The sequence below is a fragment of the Azospirillum fermentarium genome (genome assembly GCF_025961205.1).
Classification (GTDB): domain Bacteria; phylum Pseudomonadota; class Alphaproteobacteria; order Azospirillales; family Azospirillaceae; genus Azospirillum; species Azospirillum fermentarium.
On sequence record NZ_JAOQNH010000002.1, the window covers coordinates 561284 to 579499 of the forward strand.

Sequence of the window (18216 nt, forward strand, 5' to 3'; positions counted from 1 at the left end):
GCGGTACCGCTAGCCATGTGCCACAATATCATACACCGGCGCGAGCCTGACAACATCGCGTCTTGGCACCCTTGCCCTTGTCAGGACGGCAAGGGCGGTGTCGGGTTCGACGACGAGTTCGCCGAACTCCGCCGCTTCGATCAGCGGGGCGACGGCGAGCTTGGAGGCGGGGCTGTCCTGTTCGCCTGCCATGCTCTTCTTGAACAGGTGGAAGGGGTTGATGCTGCGGATGAGATCGCGGATGCGTCCGCCTTCGCCGAGTTCGAGCGTCGCGGCGGCGAGCGGCTGGTGACGGGCGGCGGCGAGGCGGCCCGATCCCTGCTGCGCCCATGCGGCGCTGCGCACTGTCGGGACGCCGGGGATGCTGTCGAGGGTCGGGCGGAAGCTCGCGCCGATGCGGGCCGTGACCATTTCGGCTGTTTTCGGCGAGCGGTTTTGCAGGGCGACGACCGAGCCGAAGAGGGTGAGGTATTTGGCGGCTTCCTGTTCGCCGAGCTGGGCCTGAATGCCTTCGACCGTCTGTGTCGCGGCGACGACGGCGAGTTCGAGGCTGCGGGCGATGCCGAGGATCGAGGCGTCTTCGCCGGTCGCGATTTCCTGCGCTTCGTCCATCACCAGCACGACAGGGGTTTCGCCGTCGCGCATGCCGAGATCGGCGCGGTCGCGGATGGCCGCGAAGAGGCGCGCCTTCAGCAGCGCCATCGCGGTGCGCCCGGCCTGCCCGTAGCGGTGCGCGGGGGCGAGGATGCCGATGCGCCCGCCTTTGAGGGCGGCGGCGATGTCGGCATCGCTCGCGCCTGCCGGGGTTTGCGCCCAGCGGAGCAGATCGGGATGGCCGGTGATCGTCGTGTACCATGCGCGCAGCGTCGCGACGATGCCGGAGCGGGTCTTGTCCTCAATGTTCGGCCATTCCTCGCGGAAGAAGGTCACCGCTTCATCCTGTTCCGGGTTGGCGGGATCGGTCTTGCCGATCAGCTCGGCGCTCGGGCCGCTGCGGGCGATGGACCAGATGCCCGCGAGGCTGTAGCTCGCGCCGCCTTCGACTTTCGCCAGCACGGCGGCGAAGCGCAGCAGCGCGGCGGCGCTGTCGTCGAAGAACTTGTCCTTGGCGTCGCGGCTGGCGAGGATGTCGCGGATGGTGGCGGCGATTTCAGAAGGGCGGAGACCTTCGATGAGCGAGATCGTGGAGCTTGCGGGATCGATGATCGTCATGCCGTGCACGAAGGCCGCGACTTCGCCCGGCAGCGAGCCCTTGCCGTCCATGACGATGAGGCCGATACCGTCCAGCGCGCCGAGCTGCTGGCAGAGCGGGCGCAGCACGCCCGCCGTCTTGCCCGAGCCGGTGCCGCCGGTGACGAGCAGATGTTGCATGAGGTCTTTGAGCGAGAGCGCCATCGGCAGCCCGGCGCTCGGGGCGAGCGCATCGCCGCGCGCGGCCATCAGGCCGAGGGCGGTGCCGAGATGCAGCGTCGGCGTCTGGTCGCGGATGGATTCCGCGATTTGCGCCGTGCGGGCGGCTTCGGTGCGGGCGGCCCATTTCGACGCGCCACCCACGGCCCAGGCGGCGGCTTCGGCGCTGTGCGCGGCGGCGAGATCGAGCAGCCTGGCGCGGATCGTCGCCGGGTTCGGCGCGAGCTTCAGCCGCAGCAGGGCGTGGATCAGCAGCGCCGCGAGCGTGACGAGGCCGAAGGGCGTCAGCGCCAGCGGTGCGAGGCCCGCCGACACCGCGACCCAGAAGCAGGCACGGGCGCGGGTGACGGCATCGGTCGCGCGCAAGTCCGTTTCGGCAATCTCGGCGGCGACGGGGCGGCCATCGGCGAGCAGCCAGCCATGCCGCCACGGGTCGGCGAGATCGGGCGGCGTCCCGGCGGGCACGTCGCGCAGGCAGACGCGCTTGACCAGCGCTTCCGCCGCCATGCGGGCGTCGGTTTGCGCCGCCGGGCGAAGCTGCCAGCGCACGGCATAGCGTGCGCCGAAGAGGCTCGCCGGAGTCGCGAGCAGGCAGAGAACGAGGCCGGTGCCGAGGCCGGTTTCGCCGCCTGCCAGATAGAGCGTACGCATCCGGTAAGCGCCGCCTTGGCAAAGTAGGGTCCGACGTCTGAGTTTTGCGTGGCGCGTCATCGCGCGGACGCAAACGAGTGGCAAACGTCATGGCTTACCAGCGGGTCGAGGTTCTGACGGGGACGGAGCGGCGGCGGAACTACACGCCGGCGGAGAAGGTCCGGATGGTCGAGGAGGCGTTCCGCCCCGGCGTGGTGGTGACGGAGGTGGCCCGCCGGCTGGGCGTGCACGAAAGCCTGCTGTATCGCTGGCGGGGGCTGATGAAGGCCACGGGGATCGCCGTGGGCGAACCGCCCAGCTTCACTGCGGTGACCATCACGCCGGAGCCGACCGTCACGGAACTGCCGGTCGTGGAGCCCCGTGCGCCATTGCCGCCTCCGGCGACGTCGGCCACGAGCCCGGCGATCCTCGAGGTCATCCTGCCCAGCGGGGCACGCCTGCGTCTGGAAGGGCCGGTCAACCCGGCCCTGGCGGCGGCCGTCATCGGTGCCCTGGCATGATCCCGGTGCCGAGCGGGGTGCGGGTGTGGCTGGCCAGCGGGCACACCGACATGCGCAAGGGCTGGGCGAGCCTGGCGTTGCTGGTGCAGGAACGCTTCGCCCAAGACCCGCACAGCGGCCATCTCTTCATCTTCCGCGGGCGCCGCGGCGATCTGGTGAAGATCATCTGGTATGACGGCCAGGGCAGTTGCCTGTTCATGAAGAGGCTGGAGCGGGGCCGTTTCATCTGGCCCACGCCGGCGGACGGCGCGGTGTCGATCTCGGTTGGGCAGATGGGCTATCTGCTCGAAGGCATCGACTGGCGCAACCCGCAGAAGACTTGGCGTCCCGAGACCGCAGGGTGACTGCGACACGGTGAATCGACGGGCCGGTTCAGGGGAGATTGCGACGGCTCGAAGGCGTGATCCCAGGTAAACTGGCGCCATGACCGCCGCCCCGCCCCCTGCCGCCGTGGCCGACGACATCGCCAGCTTGCGCGCCGCCTTGGCGCAGGCCGAGGCGCGGGCGGACGCGGCGGAAGCCGAAGCGGCGCGGGCCAGGGCGATGGCTTCGAACACCGAGGCGCTGATCGCCAGCCTGAAGCTGGAAATCGAGAAGCTCCGGCGCGAGCTCTACGGCACGCGCTCCGAGCGCAAGGCACGCCTGCTGGACCAGTTGGAGTTCCAGCTTGAAGAGCTGGAAGCGACGGCCAGTGAGGACGAGTTGGCAGCCGAGCAGGCCGCTGCCCGAACCACCGGGGTGACGGCCTTCACCCGCAAGCGGCCCTCGCGCCAGCCCTTTCCCGGCCACCTGCCGCGCGAGCGCGTCGTTGTGCCGGCCCCCGCGACCTGCCCGTGCTGCGGCTCGGACAAGCTGTGCAAGCTGGGCGAAACGATTACCGAGACGCTGGAGGTGATCCCGCGCCAGTGGAAGGTGATCCAGACGGTGCGCGAGCGGTTCTCCTGCCGGGCCTGCGAGACGATCAGCCAGCCGCCGGCACCGTTCCACACCACCCCGCGGGGCTGGGCCGGCCCCAACCTGCTGGCCACCATCCTGTTCGAGAAGTTCGGCCAGCATCAGCCGCTGAACCGGCAGGCCGAACGCTTCGCGCGGGAGGGCGTGCCGCTCAGCCTGTCCACCCTGGCCGACCAGGTGGGCACCGCCGCCGCGGTGCTGAAGCCGCTGCACGACCTGATCGCGGCGCATGTGATGGCGGCTGAGCGGTTGCATGGGGACGACACCCCGGTGCCCGTGCTGGCCAAGGGCAAGACCGATACCGGGCGCCTGTGGGTGTATGTGCGCGATGACCGGCCGTTCGCCGGCCAAGCCCCACCGGTGGCGCTGTTCCACTATTCCCGCGACCGCAAAGGCGAACATCCCGAACGGCACCTGGCCGGCTTCAAAGGCTGGCTGCAGGCCGATGCGTTCGCCGGCTACAACCGGCTGTACGAACCCGAGCGACAGCCGGGGCCGATCAGCGACGTGCTGTGCTGGGCGCATGCCCGGCGCGGCTTCTTCAAGCTGGCCGACATCGCTACGAACACCAGGCGCGGCAAGGATGCCCCGCCGATCTCGCCGCTGGCGCTGGAGGCCGTGACGCGCATCGACGCCCTCTTCGATCTCGAGCGTGCCTTGAACGGCAAGCCGGCGGCCGAGCGGCTGGCGGCACGCCAGGAGCATGGCGTCACCCTGGTAGCCGCGCTGGAGGGCTGGATGCGGACGGAGCGGGCCCGGCTCTCCCGCCATGCCCCCGTGGCCAAGGCGATGGACTACATGCTGACGCGCTGGGACGGCTTCACCCGCTTCCTCGGCGATGGCCGGCTGTGCCTGACGAGCAACGCCGCCGAACGCGGCCTGCGCGGGATCGCCCTCGGGAGGAAGGCGTGGCTGTTCTGCGGCTCCGATCGCGGCGGCCAGCGGGCGGCGATCATGTATGGCCTGATCACCACCGCCAAGCTGAACAACGTTGACCCGCAGGCCTGGCTCGCCGACGTGCTGGCGCGCATCAACGACATGCCACAAAACCGCCTGCACGAACTCCTGCCCTGGGAGTGGAAGGCGATGCGCGAGCAGGCAAAAGCTGCCTGACCGCGGTACTCAGCGGATGCTTACGATAGAGCAGCAGCGCGAGCAGGCCCGCAGCACCAAGCGCCAGCCATTCGAGCAGCCACAGGCGGACACTGAGGAGAAAGGCAAGGTGCCGGTGGTAGATCTGGCGGGCGAAGGCGAGATCGTCGTCGGGCTGATCCAGCGGCGGCCAGAAGGCGAGCGCGTCGAGACCTTCAACACCTTGCCAGAGATAGGTTGCGTAGGGCTGGCGGAATGCGTGCATCACCACCCCCGGAAATAGCTGCCGGTCGGCGAGTCGAACCGGGCGAGGACGATGCGGGTTCTGGTGACGGCGAGCGCGATCAGCAGCGCGACGATGAGCGCAGTGATGACAAGGCCCGGCCCGAGCGATGCGCCGCCGCCGGGCGGGCGCTGCCAGCGGACGGGCCGCTGCACTTCTTTGATGGCATTGAGCGCACTGTCACTCGCGCCCGAAGAGTTGGACGACATCCCGCCACCTCCCTGCATCATGCAGAGGAGGAGGTTAGCACATCCTGCTTTATACCGGGAACGCTCCCTTCAGCAGTCCGGATAGATTTGTCAAGGCTTGGGCGGCGATTTTCCAAGCTCAGGCGCGGATGCAGCGGGCTGCGGATCGGGCAAGACCGCCGGCTGGAGAGGCTGTTTGGCTGAATCGACCGGCGGCGACGGTGCAACCTCTTTGCTCGAAGGTGCCGTTGCTGAAGACGCCCCTGACGGCGAAGCGCCTGCCTTGCCGCCTGTGGCGCAAGGTCCGATATATAGAAAGCAGAGAGTGTTGTTTACGGCATTCGCGTTATTGGCAATCGTCGATATGTTGGCCAGAACGCCCAGAAAGGCAACGACACCAATAGCAACTTTGGGCCACAGCCCGAGTTTTGTCTTGCATACGATCAATTGATTATCAAAGTAAAGCTCATGCCCTTTTAACGTGAACCTCTCCAGATCTTTTTCTGTGATCCGGTGATGCCCAGTCAGGAGCTTTTCCATGATGTCTTCCCGTCTTAAGGAGAAGGAGTCCCTTGCGAACCTCTCATCCGATCAAGAAGTTCTTTTACATCCCTCTTGATGTCGCCGATATCTTTTGTATCTGATTTGATGGAAGCGAGCTGGGCGTCAATCCTGTCAAATTCCGGAGAGACGACTTCCTGCAAGGTACGGCGCGTGTCCTGACGACGGCGCTCTTCAATGCTCATTTCTTTGTTAATCTCTTCGATATTTTTCATGATGATATCAATCTCATTTCTATGGTTTATGGTCTTGGCGTTGACATCGCCGACATCGGCATCCTTGCCAACAAATCTCACTTTGTCAATATTCCAGTACCCGCAATACACAATGACGGCGCGCTTCACTGCATACTCTATCGCGTTGTGCTTTTGCTCATCGGTGATGGCGTTAAATTTTTCAATTTCCTTGATGCGATCTTCAAGCTGCAAGCTCGGCAATGCCCCGGCGGCATCCACGATATAGAGAGCTTCTATATTTTCTTCTTCGACGCCGAGAACGCGCCTTCGCAATTCGCTCAGCCGCCACGACGCTGCCTGTGCAAGCTGTTCGACAGGAGCGCCCGTCGCAATCAACTTCAAAATGATGCCCATTTGCGTACCTTCGGCATGCAGATTGTGTCGGAAAGACTAGCACACCCCTCTTGCCGCTTCCTGCGCATTTGTCTCGCGCCTTTCATTCCGCTCGCTCGTTCGCCGCCGCATTGGCGGCGCAGGCGGCGAGCGAGCGGGTCAGGACGGCGATCAGCTCTTGCTGGCTGCTGGTCTGGGTTTTGGCGAACACATGCTCAAGCTGGCGTTTGACGGTGTTGATGCTGAGCCCGGCATGCCGCGCATAGTCGGCGCGGTTCATGCCGTTGAGCAGCGACTCGGCAAGTTTCGCTTCCGCCCGCGTGAGACCGAAGGCGCAGGCGAGCGCGTCGGCGGCGGGGAGCGGCGACAGCACCGGGTCGCTGATGAAAAGGCAGATGCGCGCTGCCGCGAACAGCCGCCCGGCGGTCGCGTCGCTTGCGGTCGCATCTGTCGGGGCCGCCGGGGCGATGTGCAGCAGGAGATCGGGCAGGCCCGAGGGGCGTTTCGCGCGGACCAGCAGGGGCGATGCGGCGGCGTTGCCGTTGGCGGCGTCGGCAATCTGGCGGTCGAGCGCCTTGCGGGCGGCGCGGTCGTCGAGCAGCAGCCGCTTGCCCTGAAGCCGGAGGCCGTCGCCGATGCCAGCGATGCGCCGCGCCTGCCGGTTGGCGAAGGTCGCCGTCCCATCGCTGGCGAGCAGCACGAGAGCCGCATCGAGCCGGTCGAGCGCGCCTTCGAGCCCGGCCTGATCCGACAGCAGCGCCGAGACGCGCATCGTCGCCGCCATCGCCCGTTGCAGATGCGGCAGCAGGGCTTGCAGCAGGCGCTTTTGCGCCGCGCCGTAGAGTTCGGCGCGGTTCGGGCGCAAAAGCTGGACGCTGCCGATCCGCTGCGCGCCGGTTGCGAACGGCACCGACAGCAGCGGGCCGAAGTCGTAGCGCGGCAAGTATTCCTGATAGAGGCCGTCGCGCTGCCGGACTTCGGCGGGCAACTGTTCGTGGTCCGCCACGACCTGCCCGGCATTCGGCGCGCCGTAGCGCCAGCGCGGATCGCGGTCGTACCAGTTGGCATCGTAATCGGCCTGCGCCTCCTTCGGCACGCCCTGCTGGACGAGATAGCGGCGGACAGGAGCACTACCGGAGAAATCCGAGTCGAGGATATGGCCGCCCGTCGCGCCCACGGCGCGGCGCAGCTCGCGCAGCACGACAGCCCAGCCGTCCGGCTGCCATGGCGCGTCATAGATGATGCCGAGCAGTCGTTCATAGTCGGACACGGCCAAGCCCCCGCTCAACCCGCGTGAAGTGTGACTCAATCCGATGCAGCGGTGCAGCGAAATCACCCACCTGGGCGATGCGGCGGAAATTCCGCGCGGGGATGATCGCAAGGTCGGGCCTGCGCTTCGGGGCGCACCGGCATGGGAGGTCCGGCAGAGCAGGCAGCATCAATGCGAACGGAGCGCTTCCTTCACGGTATCGGCGGCGCTCTCCGCGATGCGCGCGAAGACCGGCCCGGCATCGATGCCGAGCGCGGCGGCGATGACCAGAAATTCCAGCAGATCGACGCGGCGCTGGCCGGTCTCATAGGCCGAGACGAAAGATTGCGGCTTGCCGAGACGGCGGGCGAGTTCCGCTTGCGTCACGCCCGCTTCCTTCCGCGCGGCCTCAAGGCAGGCGCCGACAAGCTTATGGTCCTTCGGCCCGATCCACACACCGCTCCCCTTCTCCGGCAGGCGAGCGGTTCGGTTAAATCAGAAAATCCGATATCGAAAATTCCGATATTCCGGAGTAGGATGCTGGCGGGTGCGGCCCAAGGCCGCCGCATCCCTGTTGTTGCGCCGCCTCCCTTCTCTCGCGCCTGAGGAGAAACAGCATGAGCCGGGCGTCTTACAGAAAAGAGCGTCAGGGTACGGATTGGACCTTCGAGACGCGGCCCGCATCCCCGCCCTTCCCGTGGGGCAGCGCCGCTCTCTGCTTTGTCGGCGGATTCGCGCTGTTCGTCATCCTCGCCGGAATGGTCTCGCGCGGCGGATCGGAAGTCCTGCCTTTCGTCGCCCTGTTCGCCTTCGCCATTCCCTTCGTCATGTGGAAAGGGCCGAAGGCGGCGCGCTATCGCCGCCCGGCCAGCTTTGTCGTCACGCCGACAGCGATCCGGGTTGCGCAGAATGTCGGGGATGCCGAACTCAAGCGCGCCGGGATTCACCGCCTCATCCTGCGCAATCACGTCTCGGATGGCGAGCTGGCCTATTCGCCTGCATCCACCTCCACCGTGTGCGTTGGCAGCGGCTTTGCCGGGATGACCGCCGTCGCAAGTGCGGTGGTCGCGACGGCGCTGTCCGACACCGGGCGGCAGGCGGCGGCGCACCACATGAAGCGGCTCGCCAAAGTCTCATGGCGGCTCGACGCTGAATCGGGCGGACGCGCCTGGACGCTCGCGGGCGGGCTCGACGAAAGCACCGCCTACGGACTCATGACCGAGGTCGGCGGCCTGATCGGCATGCGCGACGCGGCGTAACAGAATCGCAAAACACCTTCAGGGAGGTTCCCATGTTTCCGGGCCGGTCCATTGCTGCGGCGGCGCTCGTCTGTCTCGCCATTCCGGCATCCAGCGCGAAGGCGCAGCAGGCCGACAAGGCCGGGCAGACGGATGTCATCGGGCTTCAGCTCGGCATGAGCCGGGCCGATATCGAGAAGACGTTGCGCGCTCATAATCCCGAATTCAAGTTCAAGGAACAGGCGCAGGATATCGTGCTGCCGAACGGGCGGCCCGCGCTCGACGCGGCGACCGGGGAGCCCCGGAAATTCCTGACCTACCTTATCGCGGAGTTTCATGCGGGCGGCGACAATCCCTATTGGAAGCCGATCCGGGAGTTGGTCATCACCGCCTTCGCGGGCGAACCCGGAAAGGAGGTCGCCGGTTCGATCAGCCGCGCCGTCGCCTTCGAGCCGGGGCAGGAGCCGCCGACCGCCACCGTCGCCGACGGGCTGAAGGCCAAGTACGGCGCGAAGCCGACCGGCTATCTGGATGCGAAGACGGCGCATGAGTATTCATGGTACTTCGACACTAGGGGCCGCTATCAGGAGGGGAACGGCAAATCCTCATCCATCGAGCCCGTCATCGGCGGCTGCACCATCTATCGCGTCTATAACAATTTCGCCATCGATGCCAAGGTCGGCGTCCGCATCGCGCCCGCTACCAACGACCGCGAGAATTGCGGACAACTGGTCAGCGCGAAGATCGTCGCGCGGGACGACAACCCTGGGATTGCCGCCGGGCTCGGCGTCTTCCTCTCCAACGAAAAATACTTCCATGAAGGCTTGATCGCGCGGAAGGCATATATCGCGGCCTTGCAGGCGGGTGCACAGGCCAAGGACGCCGAAGCCGCCAAGCAACGCGGCCAGGGCGTCAAGTTCTGACGGCAGGCGGAGGGTGAACCATGTCCCGGAAACTTGCCGCCCTGTTGCCGTTCGCCGCCGCGTTGCTGCTGACGGGCTGTCTCGCGACGCCCTACGGCGAACTCGGTCCGTGGGGCGGCGGCGTGACTTCGACCCGGCTCGACGAGCGGCGGGTGTCAGTCTTCGCCAAGGGCAACAGCCGCACGGAGCTGGTCACGCTGCGCAACTACATCATCCGGCGCGCGGCGGAAGACACGATCAAGGCCGGTTACACAGCGTTCGAAATTCTGAATGCCGAGGGCGAGATCAGGACCGGCTATTACGTGTCGAGCGGGAGTTCATCCTATTCCTGCGGAAAGCGCGGCTGCGCGAGCTACTACACGCCCGCGCAGACGGTCGCCGTGCAGAACCCCGTCATGCAGGCGGATGTCTACATGTCCGACGAGAAGAAGCCCCGCAATCCCGCCAACGCCTTCTTCATCGCCGCCGATGTGCTGAAATTCATGGCGGCCCCGCAGCCTGCATCTTCGCCGCCCGAAACGGCGGCCAAGTGACATCCGGAAGGGAGCCGGTCATGGGGAGCATGAATTTCCGGAAGCTGGTGGTGCTGGGCATTGCGGCGGCGCTGTCGTCCGGGCTTGCGGGCTGCAATCATCAGGCGGGCAGTGCAGGTCTTCCCGGCCTGATCGGCGCGGCGCTCGGGCAGGATCACGGCAAGGCGACGCTTGTCGGCGTCTGGCGGCAATATGCGAACGGGCGGGAACTCGGAACCGCCCGCCTCGACAGATTCGAGGACGGCACTTACGCGATGACCAATCTGTACCAGCCGCCGAACGCGATCCATTCGCGCGGCCTCAGCGACGTCTATTTCGACGGGCGGCGATGGACGTTCAAATCCGACTGGGGCAACGTCGTCGCCAGCTTCGAGCTGGAGCTTGGTCCGGACGGCGCATTCCATGGCTGGTCATACCGGGACGGACGCCGCTACGAGCGGCAGCGCTATGTCAGGATTCAGGGTGGTGCGGCGGCGATCCCGGTGAAGAGCGAAGCCGCGCCGCAAGCGTCCGGGAGCGGCACGCAGGGCGAATCCCTCTGGAAGCTGGCCGAGCGGGAATATCCGCCTTCGGCCTACAAGCGCCGTCCGCCGCTGCGCAGCTTTCCGGATTGGGCGGTCGCCGCCTTTGTGAGCCGCAATGCCGATGACGAAGGGGTTTACCGGGTGCATCTGAAGAAGAGCGGCGGAGGCTGGTCGGTCGCCTGCAAGGAGGACTGGACGGACGTGCAGCCCTACAGCGCCTATGCGCAGCGATGCCCCGGCATCGACAAGGCGACCTATAAAGCGCTTCTCGGGAAGTTTGCCGTCATGGACTGACCATCTTTTGTATGCCCTAAGCAGATATGCGGAACATGCGTCTCCGTATATCGCGTTCAGCCGAAAGATGCGCCTTTGACGCGCCCATGAGCCTTCACTAAAATCACGTTCCGGTCCGGATCGAACTCGGTTTTCTTTGCTTTTTGGTCGGAAAGACTATTTTCAGGCGCGTCTAAGGGTTTTGCCGCAGGCAGGCATGAACGCGACGGGTAGAATATCATGGACAGGCTGCTTGCGATAAGGGTGCCAAGCACAATTCCCTTATAGAAAGACTTTTTGTCGAGCGGCGTATTTTCTTTATTTATGGCCATTTGTTTCTCCTTATTTTGCACGGCAATCAAGTATGGGAACTAGGCTGTTTTGTCAATTCCTCGAAGATGGAGGGCGTGATGAAGGCGGAATACGAGATTATTATAGAGCATGATGCGCCAATATCTTTGAGCGTTCTGTCTGATATACATCTGGAAATCAGCAGCGTCTTGGAAGGCATGGCTTTGGATTTTTTCAATGAGGAAATATTTCCGGGCATTGAACTGAGTGAGCGTGAGAAAGACGAGATTCTGGACCAGATCAAGGCGCAGAGTAACGACCTTGTTTGGATAAATTCCATAGAGCCAGGATCGACCAAAATTAAAGGGATGTTGATCGGTGTCGCTCTCTGGGCCGCCGCGAATATAGGTGGCGGCTTCATCGTGGATGCCATTAAGGGAACGGAGACCTATAAAACCGCTGTACAAGAAGCCGCCAAGCATACAGATAATTTTCTCAATAAATTCAAAAACGGCATAAACAGAAGGCGTGAGTATGAGCGTGACGAAAACAAGCCAATTCTCATAGCTGAAGTAGAAGGCCAGAAGGTTACGATACGTGTCATTCCTGCGGCGCGCCAAATGAATATGCCGCCCGGATAATCAATCACGGCGGCGGGTCATGGTTTCGGGTGCTTGTCTGTAATCATCGACCGGCGAGGGGGTAATATCCGCGCTGGTCGCGGTGCTGCACTGTTGCCCGGCGCTTTATTGCCAGTCGTAGCCACCAGAAGGCGCGAGCCGGGTGTCGGCAGCGTGACCGGCGTTCGGGCCGTGTCGGCGAGATCGCGCAGGCTTTGCCGGAGCAGATCATCGAAGCGCGGATCGGCGAAAGCAGCATTGAGGCATCCGGCAATGCTGAAGGGCACGTTCCATGCCGCCAGCCCGAGACGGGCATAGCGCGCCAGTTCACGCTTTCCGGTGTCGTGCTCCACGAGCGCCGCGAACAGCGGCAGCCAGACATCGCGTTCCGGCAGCTTCGGCTTGCCGGAGCGGGCCTTGAAGCCGTTGGCGGCGGCCCAGCCATAGGCGGCGTAGATCAGGATCGTCTCGACGGGCGGCGGGAGCAGTTCCGGCATCATCGGTGCGCTTCCTTCATCGCGGCGCTGGTCCGGATCGACGGCGCGGCCATGGCGGCGAAAGCCTTGTCGCGCAGGTAGCTCACCTTGCGCGCTCGCATCGGCGGGAGTCCGGCGATGAACAGCAGCTCGTCGGCGGGCGGCAGATTGCGGATTTCCGCCGGGTAGAGCAGCGGGCGGGCAATGGTGCTGTAGCTCTCCCCGCCCTTCATGGTCCTGTCCGCTTTGCGCTGGTCGCTGCGCACCGTCGCGCCGCGCGTCCCGAGCAGGCGGGAGAGGGTGTCGGCGGTGAGCGGATCGTTGACGCCGAACGCCTGAACGGCACCGGCATTGGCGATGAAGCTCTGCCAGCGTTCGCCATACAGCGCGCGGAGCTGCGACAGGTCTTGGATGACCGGCCAGAGCTGGACGCCGTAGCCCGCCATCAGGCCGATGGCCGTCTCGATCATCGGCAGCCGCCCGAGCGCGGCGAACTCGTCGAGGATGAAGAGGACCGGATTGTCAGGTCGCTGCGGCGTGTCGGCGAGCGTCGCCAGCGTCAGGCTCACCAGCAGGCGCAACCACCTTGCATGCGTTGCGATCCGGGGTGAGGGCAGCACCAGGTAGACGGTGGTCGGCCTGTGCTTCAGATCGGCGGGGTGGAAGCTGGAACCTGCCAGCACCGCGCCCATGCGCGGGCTGTCGAGGAAATGCGTGTGTGCCTGTGCGCTCGAAATCACCGAGGCGCGTTCCCGGTCGGGCTTCTGCCGCAGCCGGTTGGCCGCACGAGCGACGAGGCCGCCCGCCGCCTCGCTGGTCGTCATGAAGCCGAGCAGGATTGCGAAGTCCGCCGCATCCAGCGTCAGCAGGGCGCGGAGACGGGCGAGGTTGTGCAGCTCCGGCGGCTCGCTCGTGACGATGTAGAGGATGAGGCCCGCGATCAGCGCCTTTGCTTCCGTCTCCCAATAGGGATCGAGGCCGGAGGCCCCGCCCTGCGGCACCAGCGCCTCGGCGATCAGCGTCGCATCTTCGGCAAGATCGGGACTGGTCCCGTCGAGCAGATCGAAGGGATTGAAGGCGGCGGTGGGCTGGCCGGTGATTCCCCACGGGTCGAGGATATGCACGTCCTGTCCCATCGCCGCCCGCCGCGCTGCCGTCGCGCTTGCGTTCTCGCCTTTGGGGTCGATCACCAGCACCGAGCCGGGATAGGTGAGCAGGTTCGGGATGATTGCCGATACGCCTTTGCCCGCGCGGCTCGGGGCGACGGTCAGGAGATGCTTGTCGGTCTTGATGCGCAGCAGGCGCGGATAGAGCGGCGACGGCCAGCGCCCGAGGATCAGCCCGTCGCGCCCGAACGCACCGGCGCGGCGCAGATCGTGCAAGTTGGCCCAGCGGGCGGAGCCGTGCGCGGTGGCGGTTTCGTCGCGATGCGGCGCGAGGCAGGTCCAGAGTTCGGAGCCGATGGCCGCCGTCGCGGCGATGCCGAGCGCAGCGGAGGCTGGCGATAGTCCTTCCATCCATGACAGTGCATCGAGCATCGGCATAACCTGAAATCGGATGAACGATAGGAATAATATCATAAGTAGAACCGGAATTCCACTGGAAATAGATCGTTTCCAGTTTTTGCATTCGATGAAATGAGGACTGGGAAAGTTCTGATAATCGGGATGATGCATACGGAAATAAGAAAGCGGATATCGCCTATTCTTTATCGGTCTGTCTCAGAATGGAGATTGGCCGTAGCAGGGATGTAAAGGCAAGAGAACAGCAGAATCACTGGGATTCGCATGATGTCGGCGCGGGTATGGATTATTCCCGTAGCATATGAGCAACACGCGAACGCCGGATGCCTGCGGTCAGGCAAGGTATCTTTGCCGCCTTTTCTGACGGCGCGTGATGCGGGAATTGGATAGCGCGACATCGGCGTGGTAGCATGATTGCCCGCATAACGCAGCAGTATCGAGGATGCCGGATGTTCAATTCATTCTGCCCGGATGTCACGCCTGGACGAATAGAACCTTATATTCGAGCCTTCTGCAAAGATATCCGGGCAGAGTACGATCCCGTATATGTAAAAGTAGCCCCATTGGCGAATGCAGCCTTGAGGGACTGCTTTAATGTTGTGAAAAATCACTGCCATGGATATGGCGGAGAAATGGTCTTCGGGTGGAACATCTGGCTTTGGCCGAACGTCTGTCTTAAGGCGGAGCATCACGCGATATGGAGGAGTCCGGAGGACGGATTAATCGACCTGACCCCCAAAGAGAATTCTGCCGAAAATATTCTATTTCTTCCCGATCCTGAAAGAGTATGCGATGTCACCGGCGAGAAACGGACCTACAATATTTGCAAGAGGCTGAAGGCCGACCCTGACATCGAAGCGATGCTGTCCGCCGAACGCGCGCTCTTCGACTATGAAGAAGCTTGCACCGTTCCGGGGACGCAGGAGATGAGAGTCAACCAGAACGAATATCAAGTCTATCAGGTCAATAAGGCAATCGCGACGGCTAAAGTTGCTCTGAAATACTGCCGCGGCCCGAGCCCTTGCTGTTGCGGGAGCGGAGAAAAGTTTGCTCATTGCCATCGACCGGATATGGAAGAACTAACAGGGCGCGGAAAAAGGCTATGCCCGGCTGGCCGGTCGTGATTCTCTCATTTCGTAGAGAATGAGGCCGGCGAGGGGGCGATGCGGGGTTCGGACGAACGCAGCGAGGGTCTGTTCAGCTACGTGAGCTGTGAGGCTCGGGTTCCGGCCAACCACCCGTTGCGGGCGATCCGGGCCATCGTGGATGAAGCGCTGGAGGTGATGTCGCCAGCCTTCGAGGGTCTGTACTCGAAGATCGGGCGGCCGTCGATCGCACCGGAGAAGCTGCTGCGGGCGCTGCTGCTCCAGGCCTTCTACTCGGTGCGCTCGGAACGCCAGTTGATGGAGCAGCTTGATTACAACCTGCTGTTCCGCTGGTTCGTCGGGCTGTCGATGGACGCCCCGGTGTGGGACGTGACGGTCTTCACCAAGAACCGTGAGCGTTTGCTGGCGGGGGATGTGGCGGCCACGTTCCTGGCCACCGTGCTGGATCAGCCGCGGGTCAAGGCGCTGCTGTCGGACGAGCACTTCTCGGTGGACGGCACGCTGATCGAGGCGTGGGCCAGCGTGAAGAGCTTCCGGCCCAAAGATGGCAGCGGTGAGCCGCCGGGGCCGGGCCGCAACGGCGAGCGCGACTTTCACGGTGAGAAACGGTCCAACGAAACGCATGCCTCCACAACCGATCCCGAGGCGCGTCTCTACCGCAAGGGCAACGGGCAGCCGGCGAAGCTGGCCTTCATGGGCCACGCGCTGATGGAGAACCGCCATGCTCTGGTGGTGGATGTCCGGCTGACGGCGGCTACGGGCTTGGCCGAACGCGAGGCGGCGGTGTCGATGGTCGAGGCCATCTCCGGCTGCCACCGCATCACGCTGGGCGCCGACAAGGCTTACGACACCAAGGATTTCGTGGCGAACATGCGCCGCCTGGGCGCCACCCCGCACGTTGCCCAGAACACCAGCAACCGCCGCTCAGCCATTGATGGCCGGACCACCCGTCACCCCGGCTATGCCGTGTCCTTGCGCATCCGCAAGCGGATCGAGGAGGTCTTCGGCTGGATCAAGGGGGCGGGGCTGCGCAAGACCCGTCACCGCGGCACCGCCCGCGTCGGTTGGATGTTCACGCTGACTGCCGCCGCCTATAACCTGATCCGTCTGCCCAAGCTGCTGACAACGGCATAATCATCCCGGAGTCCGCCTGAATGGCGGCTCCAGGAGCCTGAGGGCGCGGAAAAAGGCGCCATCCAGACCAAAACAGGCCCCGAAAACACCATTTCCAAGCTTCAGCGGAGACAATGCCACCGCATCGGTCCGTTTTTCCGCGCCCTGCTAATCCGCCTGACGCAAAAACGGAGTTAGAAAGACGGGAATTCTGTAATGCCGTTGTCTCTTTTGGCGCCTTCTGTCAATCGTTGCCATCCAGCGCCGGAAGAACGGCGGCAAGCGCGCCCTCGACATTGATGTCGTAATAGGCGGCGAGCAGGGCGACTTGTTGTCCGACCGTTGCGCGGAACGCGCCGAGGGCGACAAAGAATCCCGGATTGCCGCCACGGCGGCGCTCGTCATGATCGAAAAAGCGGAACTCTTCGTTCCGGTCGTCATGGAAGCGGCGTCCCGCCTCGCGTATCGCCCGGAGCGGTGCGACGGCGAAGACATCGGGCGCAAGCGCCTGAAGCGTTCGGGTGCACTCCGCCCGGATTTCATGGATCGAGCGTTCGACTTGGCTGACCTCCTCCAATTCCATCGCATTGTAAAGAACGCGCCGGTCTTCGAGGAACAGCAGGAAGCGCCGCATGATTTCCGCGTCGGACGGGCCGGGATCAGCCCATTGCACGCCGCCGAAGGGGATGCTGATGCCGGTGATGCGCCGCGCGGTCGCCGCCGTGACCTTCCCGCTTTTCTTGAACCAGTCGCGCATGACGTTTCCCCCGGACTTGATAGCGCACCTTACCAGATATCCGATCAGAACTCATGTGCCCCGCCTTACAATCGGGTGAAGAGGGCGCGCCCCCGGCCCTGCGGCCAGGGTCAGGCTCTATGCGCCTTTGGCGCACCGGGCCGCCGGTGGCGTCCCGGCCCATGCGGGTGACGATCCTTCGCGCGCTCGCCGCAAACGGCGGCGAGCCGATGGCAGGCTGCGCCTGATTCCGTTCTTCAGAAAGTGGGGGCTTCGCCCCCGCCGGCGTCAAGGCTGAACCGGCGCTTTGCGCCGGCGGATGGCGGGGTTTCCCCGGCCTTCCTTCGCTGCGCGCCGTGCAGGCCGGGCGATCCCCCTCCCCGCCATCCGGCCCTGACGCCGGACACCCCCGCTCCCCGGCGCGGTGCCTCGCTTCGGGTTGCATGTGCAACCCGAATATGAGGAACAAGAAAATGACCAGCACCAGCAGCAAGGCGGATATTTACACCCGCATCACCGAGACCATCATCGCCGCCATCGAGGCAGGAGCAGGGGATTTCCGCATGCCGTGGCATGGTGCGGGCGACATGTCGCGGCCCATGAATATCATCAGCGGCAAACCCTATCGCGGCATCAACACGCTTGCCCTTTGGGCCGCCGGGCAGGAGAAGGGCTTCGCCTCGCCGGTCTGGGGAACCTACAAGCAATGGCAGGACAAGGGCGCGCAGGTGCGCAAGGGCGAGAAATCCTCCCTTGTCGTGTTCTGGAAGATCAGCGAAGCCGCATCATCGGAGGAGCAGGACAACGAAGGGGAGGAGCAGCAGGGGAAGGCCCGAATCCTGGCCCGCGCCTATTATGTCTTCAATGCCGCGCAGGTGGAGGGTTGGGAAGCGCCCGCGCTGCCGGTATTGCCGCCCGCCGAACGCATTGCCCACGCTGAAGCTTTCTTCGCCGGGCTGGGGGCGACGATCCGCGAGGGCGGGACACGCGCCTGCTACATCCCGAGCCGCGACGAAATCCACATTCCGCCCTTCGCCGCCTTCCGCGATGCGGTCGCCTATTACACGACGCTGGCCCATGAGGCGACACACTGGACGGCGCATCCGACACGCTGTGCCAGCGATCTCAAAGGGCGGTTCGGGTCGGAGAGTTACGCCGCCGAGGAGCTTGTCGCCGAGCTGGGGGCGGCTTACCTTTGCGCCGATCTCGGGCTTGCTTCGGAGCCGCGCCCGGATCATGCGGCCTATATTGCTTCATGGCTGAAGGTCCTGCGCAACGACAGCCGCGCCATCTTCACCGCTGCGGCGCGGGCGCAGGCGGCGGCGGACTGGATGCATGGGCGTTTGGTGGTGAAGGAGGGAGGTACAGAGGAGGGGGAGAGGGCCGCCGCGTAGGCGGCCCAG

The 18216-nt window shown here is 64.5% G+C and carries 22 protein-coding genes; 12 read left to right on the plus strand and 10 right to left on the minus strand.

The features are described 5' to 3' along the window. Positions 1–9 precede the first annotated feature (9 nt). A complete protein-coding gene (locus M2352_RS17380) occupies positions 10–2061 on the minus strand; it encodes a type IV secretory system conjugative DNA transfer family protein (RefSeq protein ID WP_264665765.1) in 2052 nt (683 codons plus the stop codon). A gap of 89 nt (positions 2062–2150) precedes the next feature. On the opposite strand from M2352_RS17380, the gene tnpA reads away from it, so the two are divergent. From tnpA to M2352_RS17400, 4 genes are all read left to right on the plus strand, one after another. Continuing rightward, a complete protein-coding gene (gene tnpA, locus M2352_RS17385) occupies positions 2151–2561 on the plus strand; it encodes an IS66-like element accessory protein TnpA (RefSeq protein ID WP_264665766.1) in 411 nt (136 codons plus the stop codon). Continuing rightward, positions 2558–2905, plus strand: coding sequence for an IS66 family insertion sequence element accessory protein TnpB (gene tnpB, locus M2352_RS17390; RefSeq protein ID WP_174471014.1), 348 nt, complete (start codon positions 2558–2560; stop codon positions 2903–2905). Before tnpA ends, tnpB begins: the two co-directional genes overlap by 4 nt. Positions 2906–2984: 79 nt before the next feature. Further along, positions 2985–4628 (plus strand): IS66 family transposase, encoded by a 1644-nt coding sequence (gene tnpC / locus M2352_RS17395; RefSeq protein ID WP_264662671.1) that lies wholly within the window; start codon positions 2985–2987, stop codon positions 4626–4628. A gap of 16 nt (positions 4629–4644) precedes the next feature. After that, on the plus strand, positions 4645–4890 hold the full coding sequence (locus tag M2352_RS17400; protein ID WP_264665767.1) for a hypothetical protein: 246 nt from the start codon (positions 4645–4647) through the stop codon (positions 4888–4890). Here the strand turns inward: M2352_RS17400 and M2352_RS17405 are convergent. The 5 genes from M2352_RS17405 to M2352_RS17425 form a co-directional block, all read right to left on the minus strand. Then, positions 4872–5099 (minus strand): hypothetical protein, encoded by a 228-nt coding sequence (locus M2352_RS17405; RefSeq protein ID WP_264665768.1) that lies wholly within the window; start codon positions 5097–5099, stop codon positions 4872–4874. The two genes, M2352_RS17400 and M2352_RS17405, sit on opposite strands and share 19 nt — an antisense overlap. A gap of 90 nt (positions 5100–5189) precedes the next feature. Beyond that, complete coding sequence (locus tag M2352_RS17410; protein ID WP_264665769.1) at positions 5190–5618, minus strand: hypothetical protein; 429 nt, start codon at positions 5616–5618, stop codon at positions 5190–5192. Between the two features lie 14 nt (positions 5619–5632). Then, positions 5633–6229 (minus strand): hypothetical protein, encoded by a 597-nt coding sequence (locus M2352_RS17415; RefSeq protein ID WP_264665770.1) that lies wholly within the window; start codon positions 6227–6229, stop codon positions 5633–5635. Positions 6230–6311: 82 nt separating this feature from the next. Next, the gene (locus M2352_RS17420) at positions 6312–7478 is read right to left on the minus strand and encodes a helix-turn-helix transcriptional regulator (RefSeq protein ID WP_264665771.1); all 1167 of its coding nucleotides are present in this window, start codon (positions 7476–7478) and stop codon (positions 6312–6314) included. A 168-nt stretch (positions 7479–7646) separates the two neighbouring features. Then, a complete protein-coding gene (locus M2352_RS17425) occupies positions 7647–7913 on the minus strand; it encodes a helix-turn-helix domain-containing protein (protein WP_264665772.1) in 267 nt (88 codons plus the stop codon). A 161-nt stretch (positions 7914–8074) separates the two neighbouring features. Between M2352_RS17425 and M2352_RS17430 the strand changes: the two genes are divergently transcribed. From M2352_RS17430 to M2352_RS17445, 4 genes are read left to right on the plus strand one after another with little or no spacing between them, the layout of a single operon-like run. Then, complete coding sequence (locus M2352_RS17430) at positions 8075–8716, plus strand: hypothetical protein (protein WP_264665773.1); 642 nt, start codon at positions 8075–8077, stop codon at positions 8714–8716. A gap of 32 nt (positions 8717–8748) precedes the next feature. Then, positions 8749–9618 (plus strand): hypothetical protein, encoded by an 870-nt coding sequence (locus M2352_RS17435; RefSeq protein WP_264665774.1) that lies wholly within the window; start codon positions 8749–8751, stop codon positions 9616–9618. 20 nt (positions 9619–9638) lie between these two features. Continuing rightward, positions 9639–10151, plus strand: coding sequence for a CC0125/CC1285 family lipoprotein (locus M2352_RS17440; protein WP_264665775.1), 513 nt, complete (start codon positions 9639–9641; stop codon positions 10149–10151). Between the two features lie 20 nt (positions 10152–10171). After that, the gene (locus M2352_RS17445) at positions 10172–10969 is read left to right on the plus strand and encodes a hypothetical protein (RefSeq protein ID WP_264665776.1); all 798 of its coding nucleotides are present in this window, start codon (positions 10172–10174) and stop codon (positions 10967–10969) included. Between the two features lie 56 nt (positions 10970–11025). Here M2352_RS17445 and M2352_RS17450 read toward each other — a convergent pair whose 3' ends face one another. After that, a complete protein-coding gene (locus M2352_RS17450) occupies positions 11026–11280 on the minus strand; it encodes a hypothetical protein (RefSeq protein ID WP_264665777.1) in 255 nt (84 codons plus the stop codon). Positions 11281–11358: 78 nt separating this feature from the next. On the opposite strand from M2352_RS17450, the gene M2352_RS17455 reads away from it, so the two are divergent. Then, positions 11359–11880 (plus strand): hypothetical protein, encoded by a 522-nt coding sequence (locus M2352_RS17455; RefSeq protein WP_264665778.1) that lies wholly within the window; start codon positions 11359–11361, stop codon positions 11878–11880. A 17-nt stretch (positions 11881–11897) separates the two neighbouring features. Here the strand turns inward: M2352_RS17455 and M2352_RS17460 are convergent, their stop codons facing one another. Both M2352_RS17460 and M2352_RS17465 read right to left on the minus strand, forming a co-directional pair. Next, positions 11898–12359, minus strand: a complete 462-nt coding sequence (locus tag M2352_RS17460) for a hypothetical protein (protein ID WP_264665779.1) — start codon at positions 12357–12359, stop codon at positions 11898–11900. Beyond that, complete coding sequence (locus M2352_RS17465) at positions 12356–13873, minus strand: type IV secretory system conjugative DNA transfer family protein (RefSeq protein WP_264665780.1); 1518 nt, start codon at positions 13871–13873, stop codon at positions 12356–12358. The genes M2352_RS17460 and M2352_RS17465 overlap by 4 nt, the downstream gene beginning before the upstream one ends. 434 nt (positions 13874–14307) lie before the next feature. Here M2352_RS17465 and M2352_RS17470 point away from each other — a divergent pair, with 434 nt between their 5' ends. Further along, complete coding sequence (locus tag M2352_RS17470) at positions 14308–14982, plus strand: hypothetical protein (protein ID WP_264665781.1); 675 nt, start codon at positions 14308–14310, stop codon at positions 14980–14982. A gap of 39 nt (positions 14983–15021) precedes the next feature. Further along, a complete protein-coding gene (locus M2352_RS17475) occupies positions 15022–16098 on the plus strand; it encodes an IS5 family transposase (protein WP_264662801.1) in 1077 nt (358 codons plus the stop codon). A 223-nt stretch (positions 16099–16321) separates the two neighbouring features. Here the strand turns inward: M2352_RS17475 and M2352_RS17480 are convergent, their stop codons facing one another. Continuing rightward, a complete protein-coding gene (locus tag M2352_RS17480; protein ID WP_264665782.1) occupies positions 16322–16834 on the minus strand; it encodes a DUF6650 family protein in 513 nt (170 codons plus the stop codon). A gap of 452 nt (positions 16835–17286) precedes the next feature. On the opposite strand from M2352_RS17480, the gene M2352_RS17485 reads away from it, so the two are divergent. Next, positions 17287–18207 (plus strand): ArdC family protein, encoded by a 921-nt coding sequence (locus M2352_RS17485; protein WP_264665783.1) that lies wholly within the window; start codon positions 17287–17289, stop codon positions 18205–18207. Positions 18208–18216 lie beyond the last annotated feature (9 nt).

Coding starts and splice junctions, on each gene's coding strand:
- M2352_RS17475 (WP_264662801.1), top strand. CDS start 15,022: ATGCGGGGTTCGGACGAACGCAGCGAGGGTCTGTTCAGCTACGTGAGC.
- M2352_RS17485 (WP_264665783.1), top strand. CDS start 17,287: ATGACCAGCACCAGCAGCAAGGCGGATATTTACACCCGCATCACCGAG.
- M2352_RS17465 (WP_264665780.1), bottom strand. CDS start 13,873: ATGCTCGATGCACTGTCATGGATGGAAGGACTATCGCCAGCCTCCGCT.
- tnpC (WP_264662671.1), top strand. CDS start 2,985: ATGACCGCCGCCCCGCCCCCTGCCGCCGTGGCCGACGACATCGCCAGC.
- M2352_RS17380 (WP_264665765.1), bottom strand. CDS start 2,061: ATGCGTACGCTCTATCTGGCAGGCGGCGAAACCGGCCTCGGCACCGGC.
- M2352_RS17415 (WP_264665770.1), bottom strand. CDS start 6,229: ATGGGCATCATTTTGAAGTTGATTGCGACGGGCGCTCCTGTCGAACAG.
- M2352_RS17460 (WP_264665779.1), bottom strand. CDS start 12,359: ATGATGCCGGAACTGCTCCCGCCGCCCGTCGAGACGATCCTGATCTAC.
- M2352_RS17435 (WP_264665774.1), top strand. CDS start 8,749: ATGTTTCCGGGCCGGTCCATTGCTGCGGCGGCGCTCGTCTGTCTCGCC.
- M2352_RS17405 (WP_264665768.1), bottom strand. CDS start 5,099: ATGTCGTCCAACTCTTCGGGCGCGAGTGACAGTGCGCTCAATGCCATC.
- M2352_RS17470 (WP_264665781.1), top strand. CDS start 14,308: ATGTTCAATTCATTCTGCCCGGATGTCACGCCTGGACGAATAGAACCT.
- M2352_RS17400 (WP_264665767.1), top strand. CDS start 4,645: ATGCTTACGATAGAGCAGCAGCGCGAGCAGGCCCGCAGCACCAAGCGC.
- M2352_RS17480 (WP_264665782.1), bottom strand. CDS start 16,834: ATGCGCGACTGGTTCAAGAAAAGCGGGAAGGTCACGGCGGCGACCGCG.
- M2352_RS17410 (WP_264665769.1), bottom strand. CDS start 5,618: ATGGAAAAGCTCCTGACTGGGCATCACCGGATCACAGAAAAAGATCTG.
- M2352_RS17430 (WP_264665773.1), top strand. CDS start 8,075: ATGAGCCGGGCGTCTTACAGAAAAGAGCGTCAGGGTACGGATTGGACC.
- tnpA (WP_264665766.1), top strand. CDS start 2,151: ATGGCTTACCAGCGGGTCGAGGTTCTGACGGGGACGGAGCGGCGGCGG.
- M2352_RS17455 (WP_264665778.1), top strand. CDS start 11,359: ATGAAGGCGGAATACGAGATTATTATAGAGCATGATGCGCCAATATCT.
- tnpB (WP_174471014.1), top strand. CDS start 2,558: ATGATCCCGGTGCCGAGCGGGGTGCGGGTGTGGCTGGCCAGCGGGCAC.
- M2352_RS17445 (WP_264665776.1), top strand. CDS start 10,172: ATGGGGAGCATGAATTTCCGGAAGCTGGTGGTGCTGGGCATTGCGGCG.
- M2352_RS17440 (WP_264665775.1), top strand. CDS start 9,639: ATGTCCCGGAAACTTGCCGCCCTGTTGCCGTTCGCCGCCGCGTTGCTG.
- M2352_RS17450 (WP_264665777.1), bottom strand. CDS start 11,280: ATGGCCATAAATAAAGAAAATACGCCGCTCGACAAAAAGTCTTTCTAT.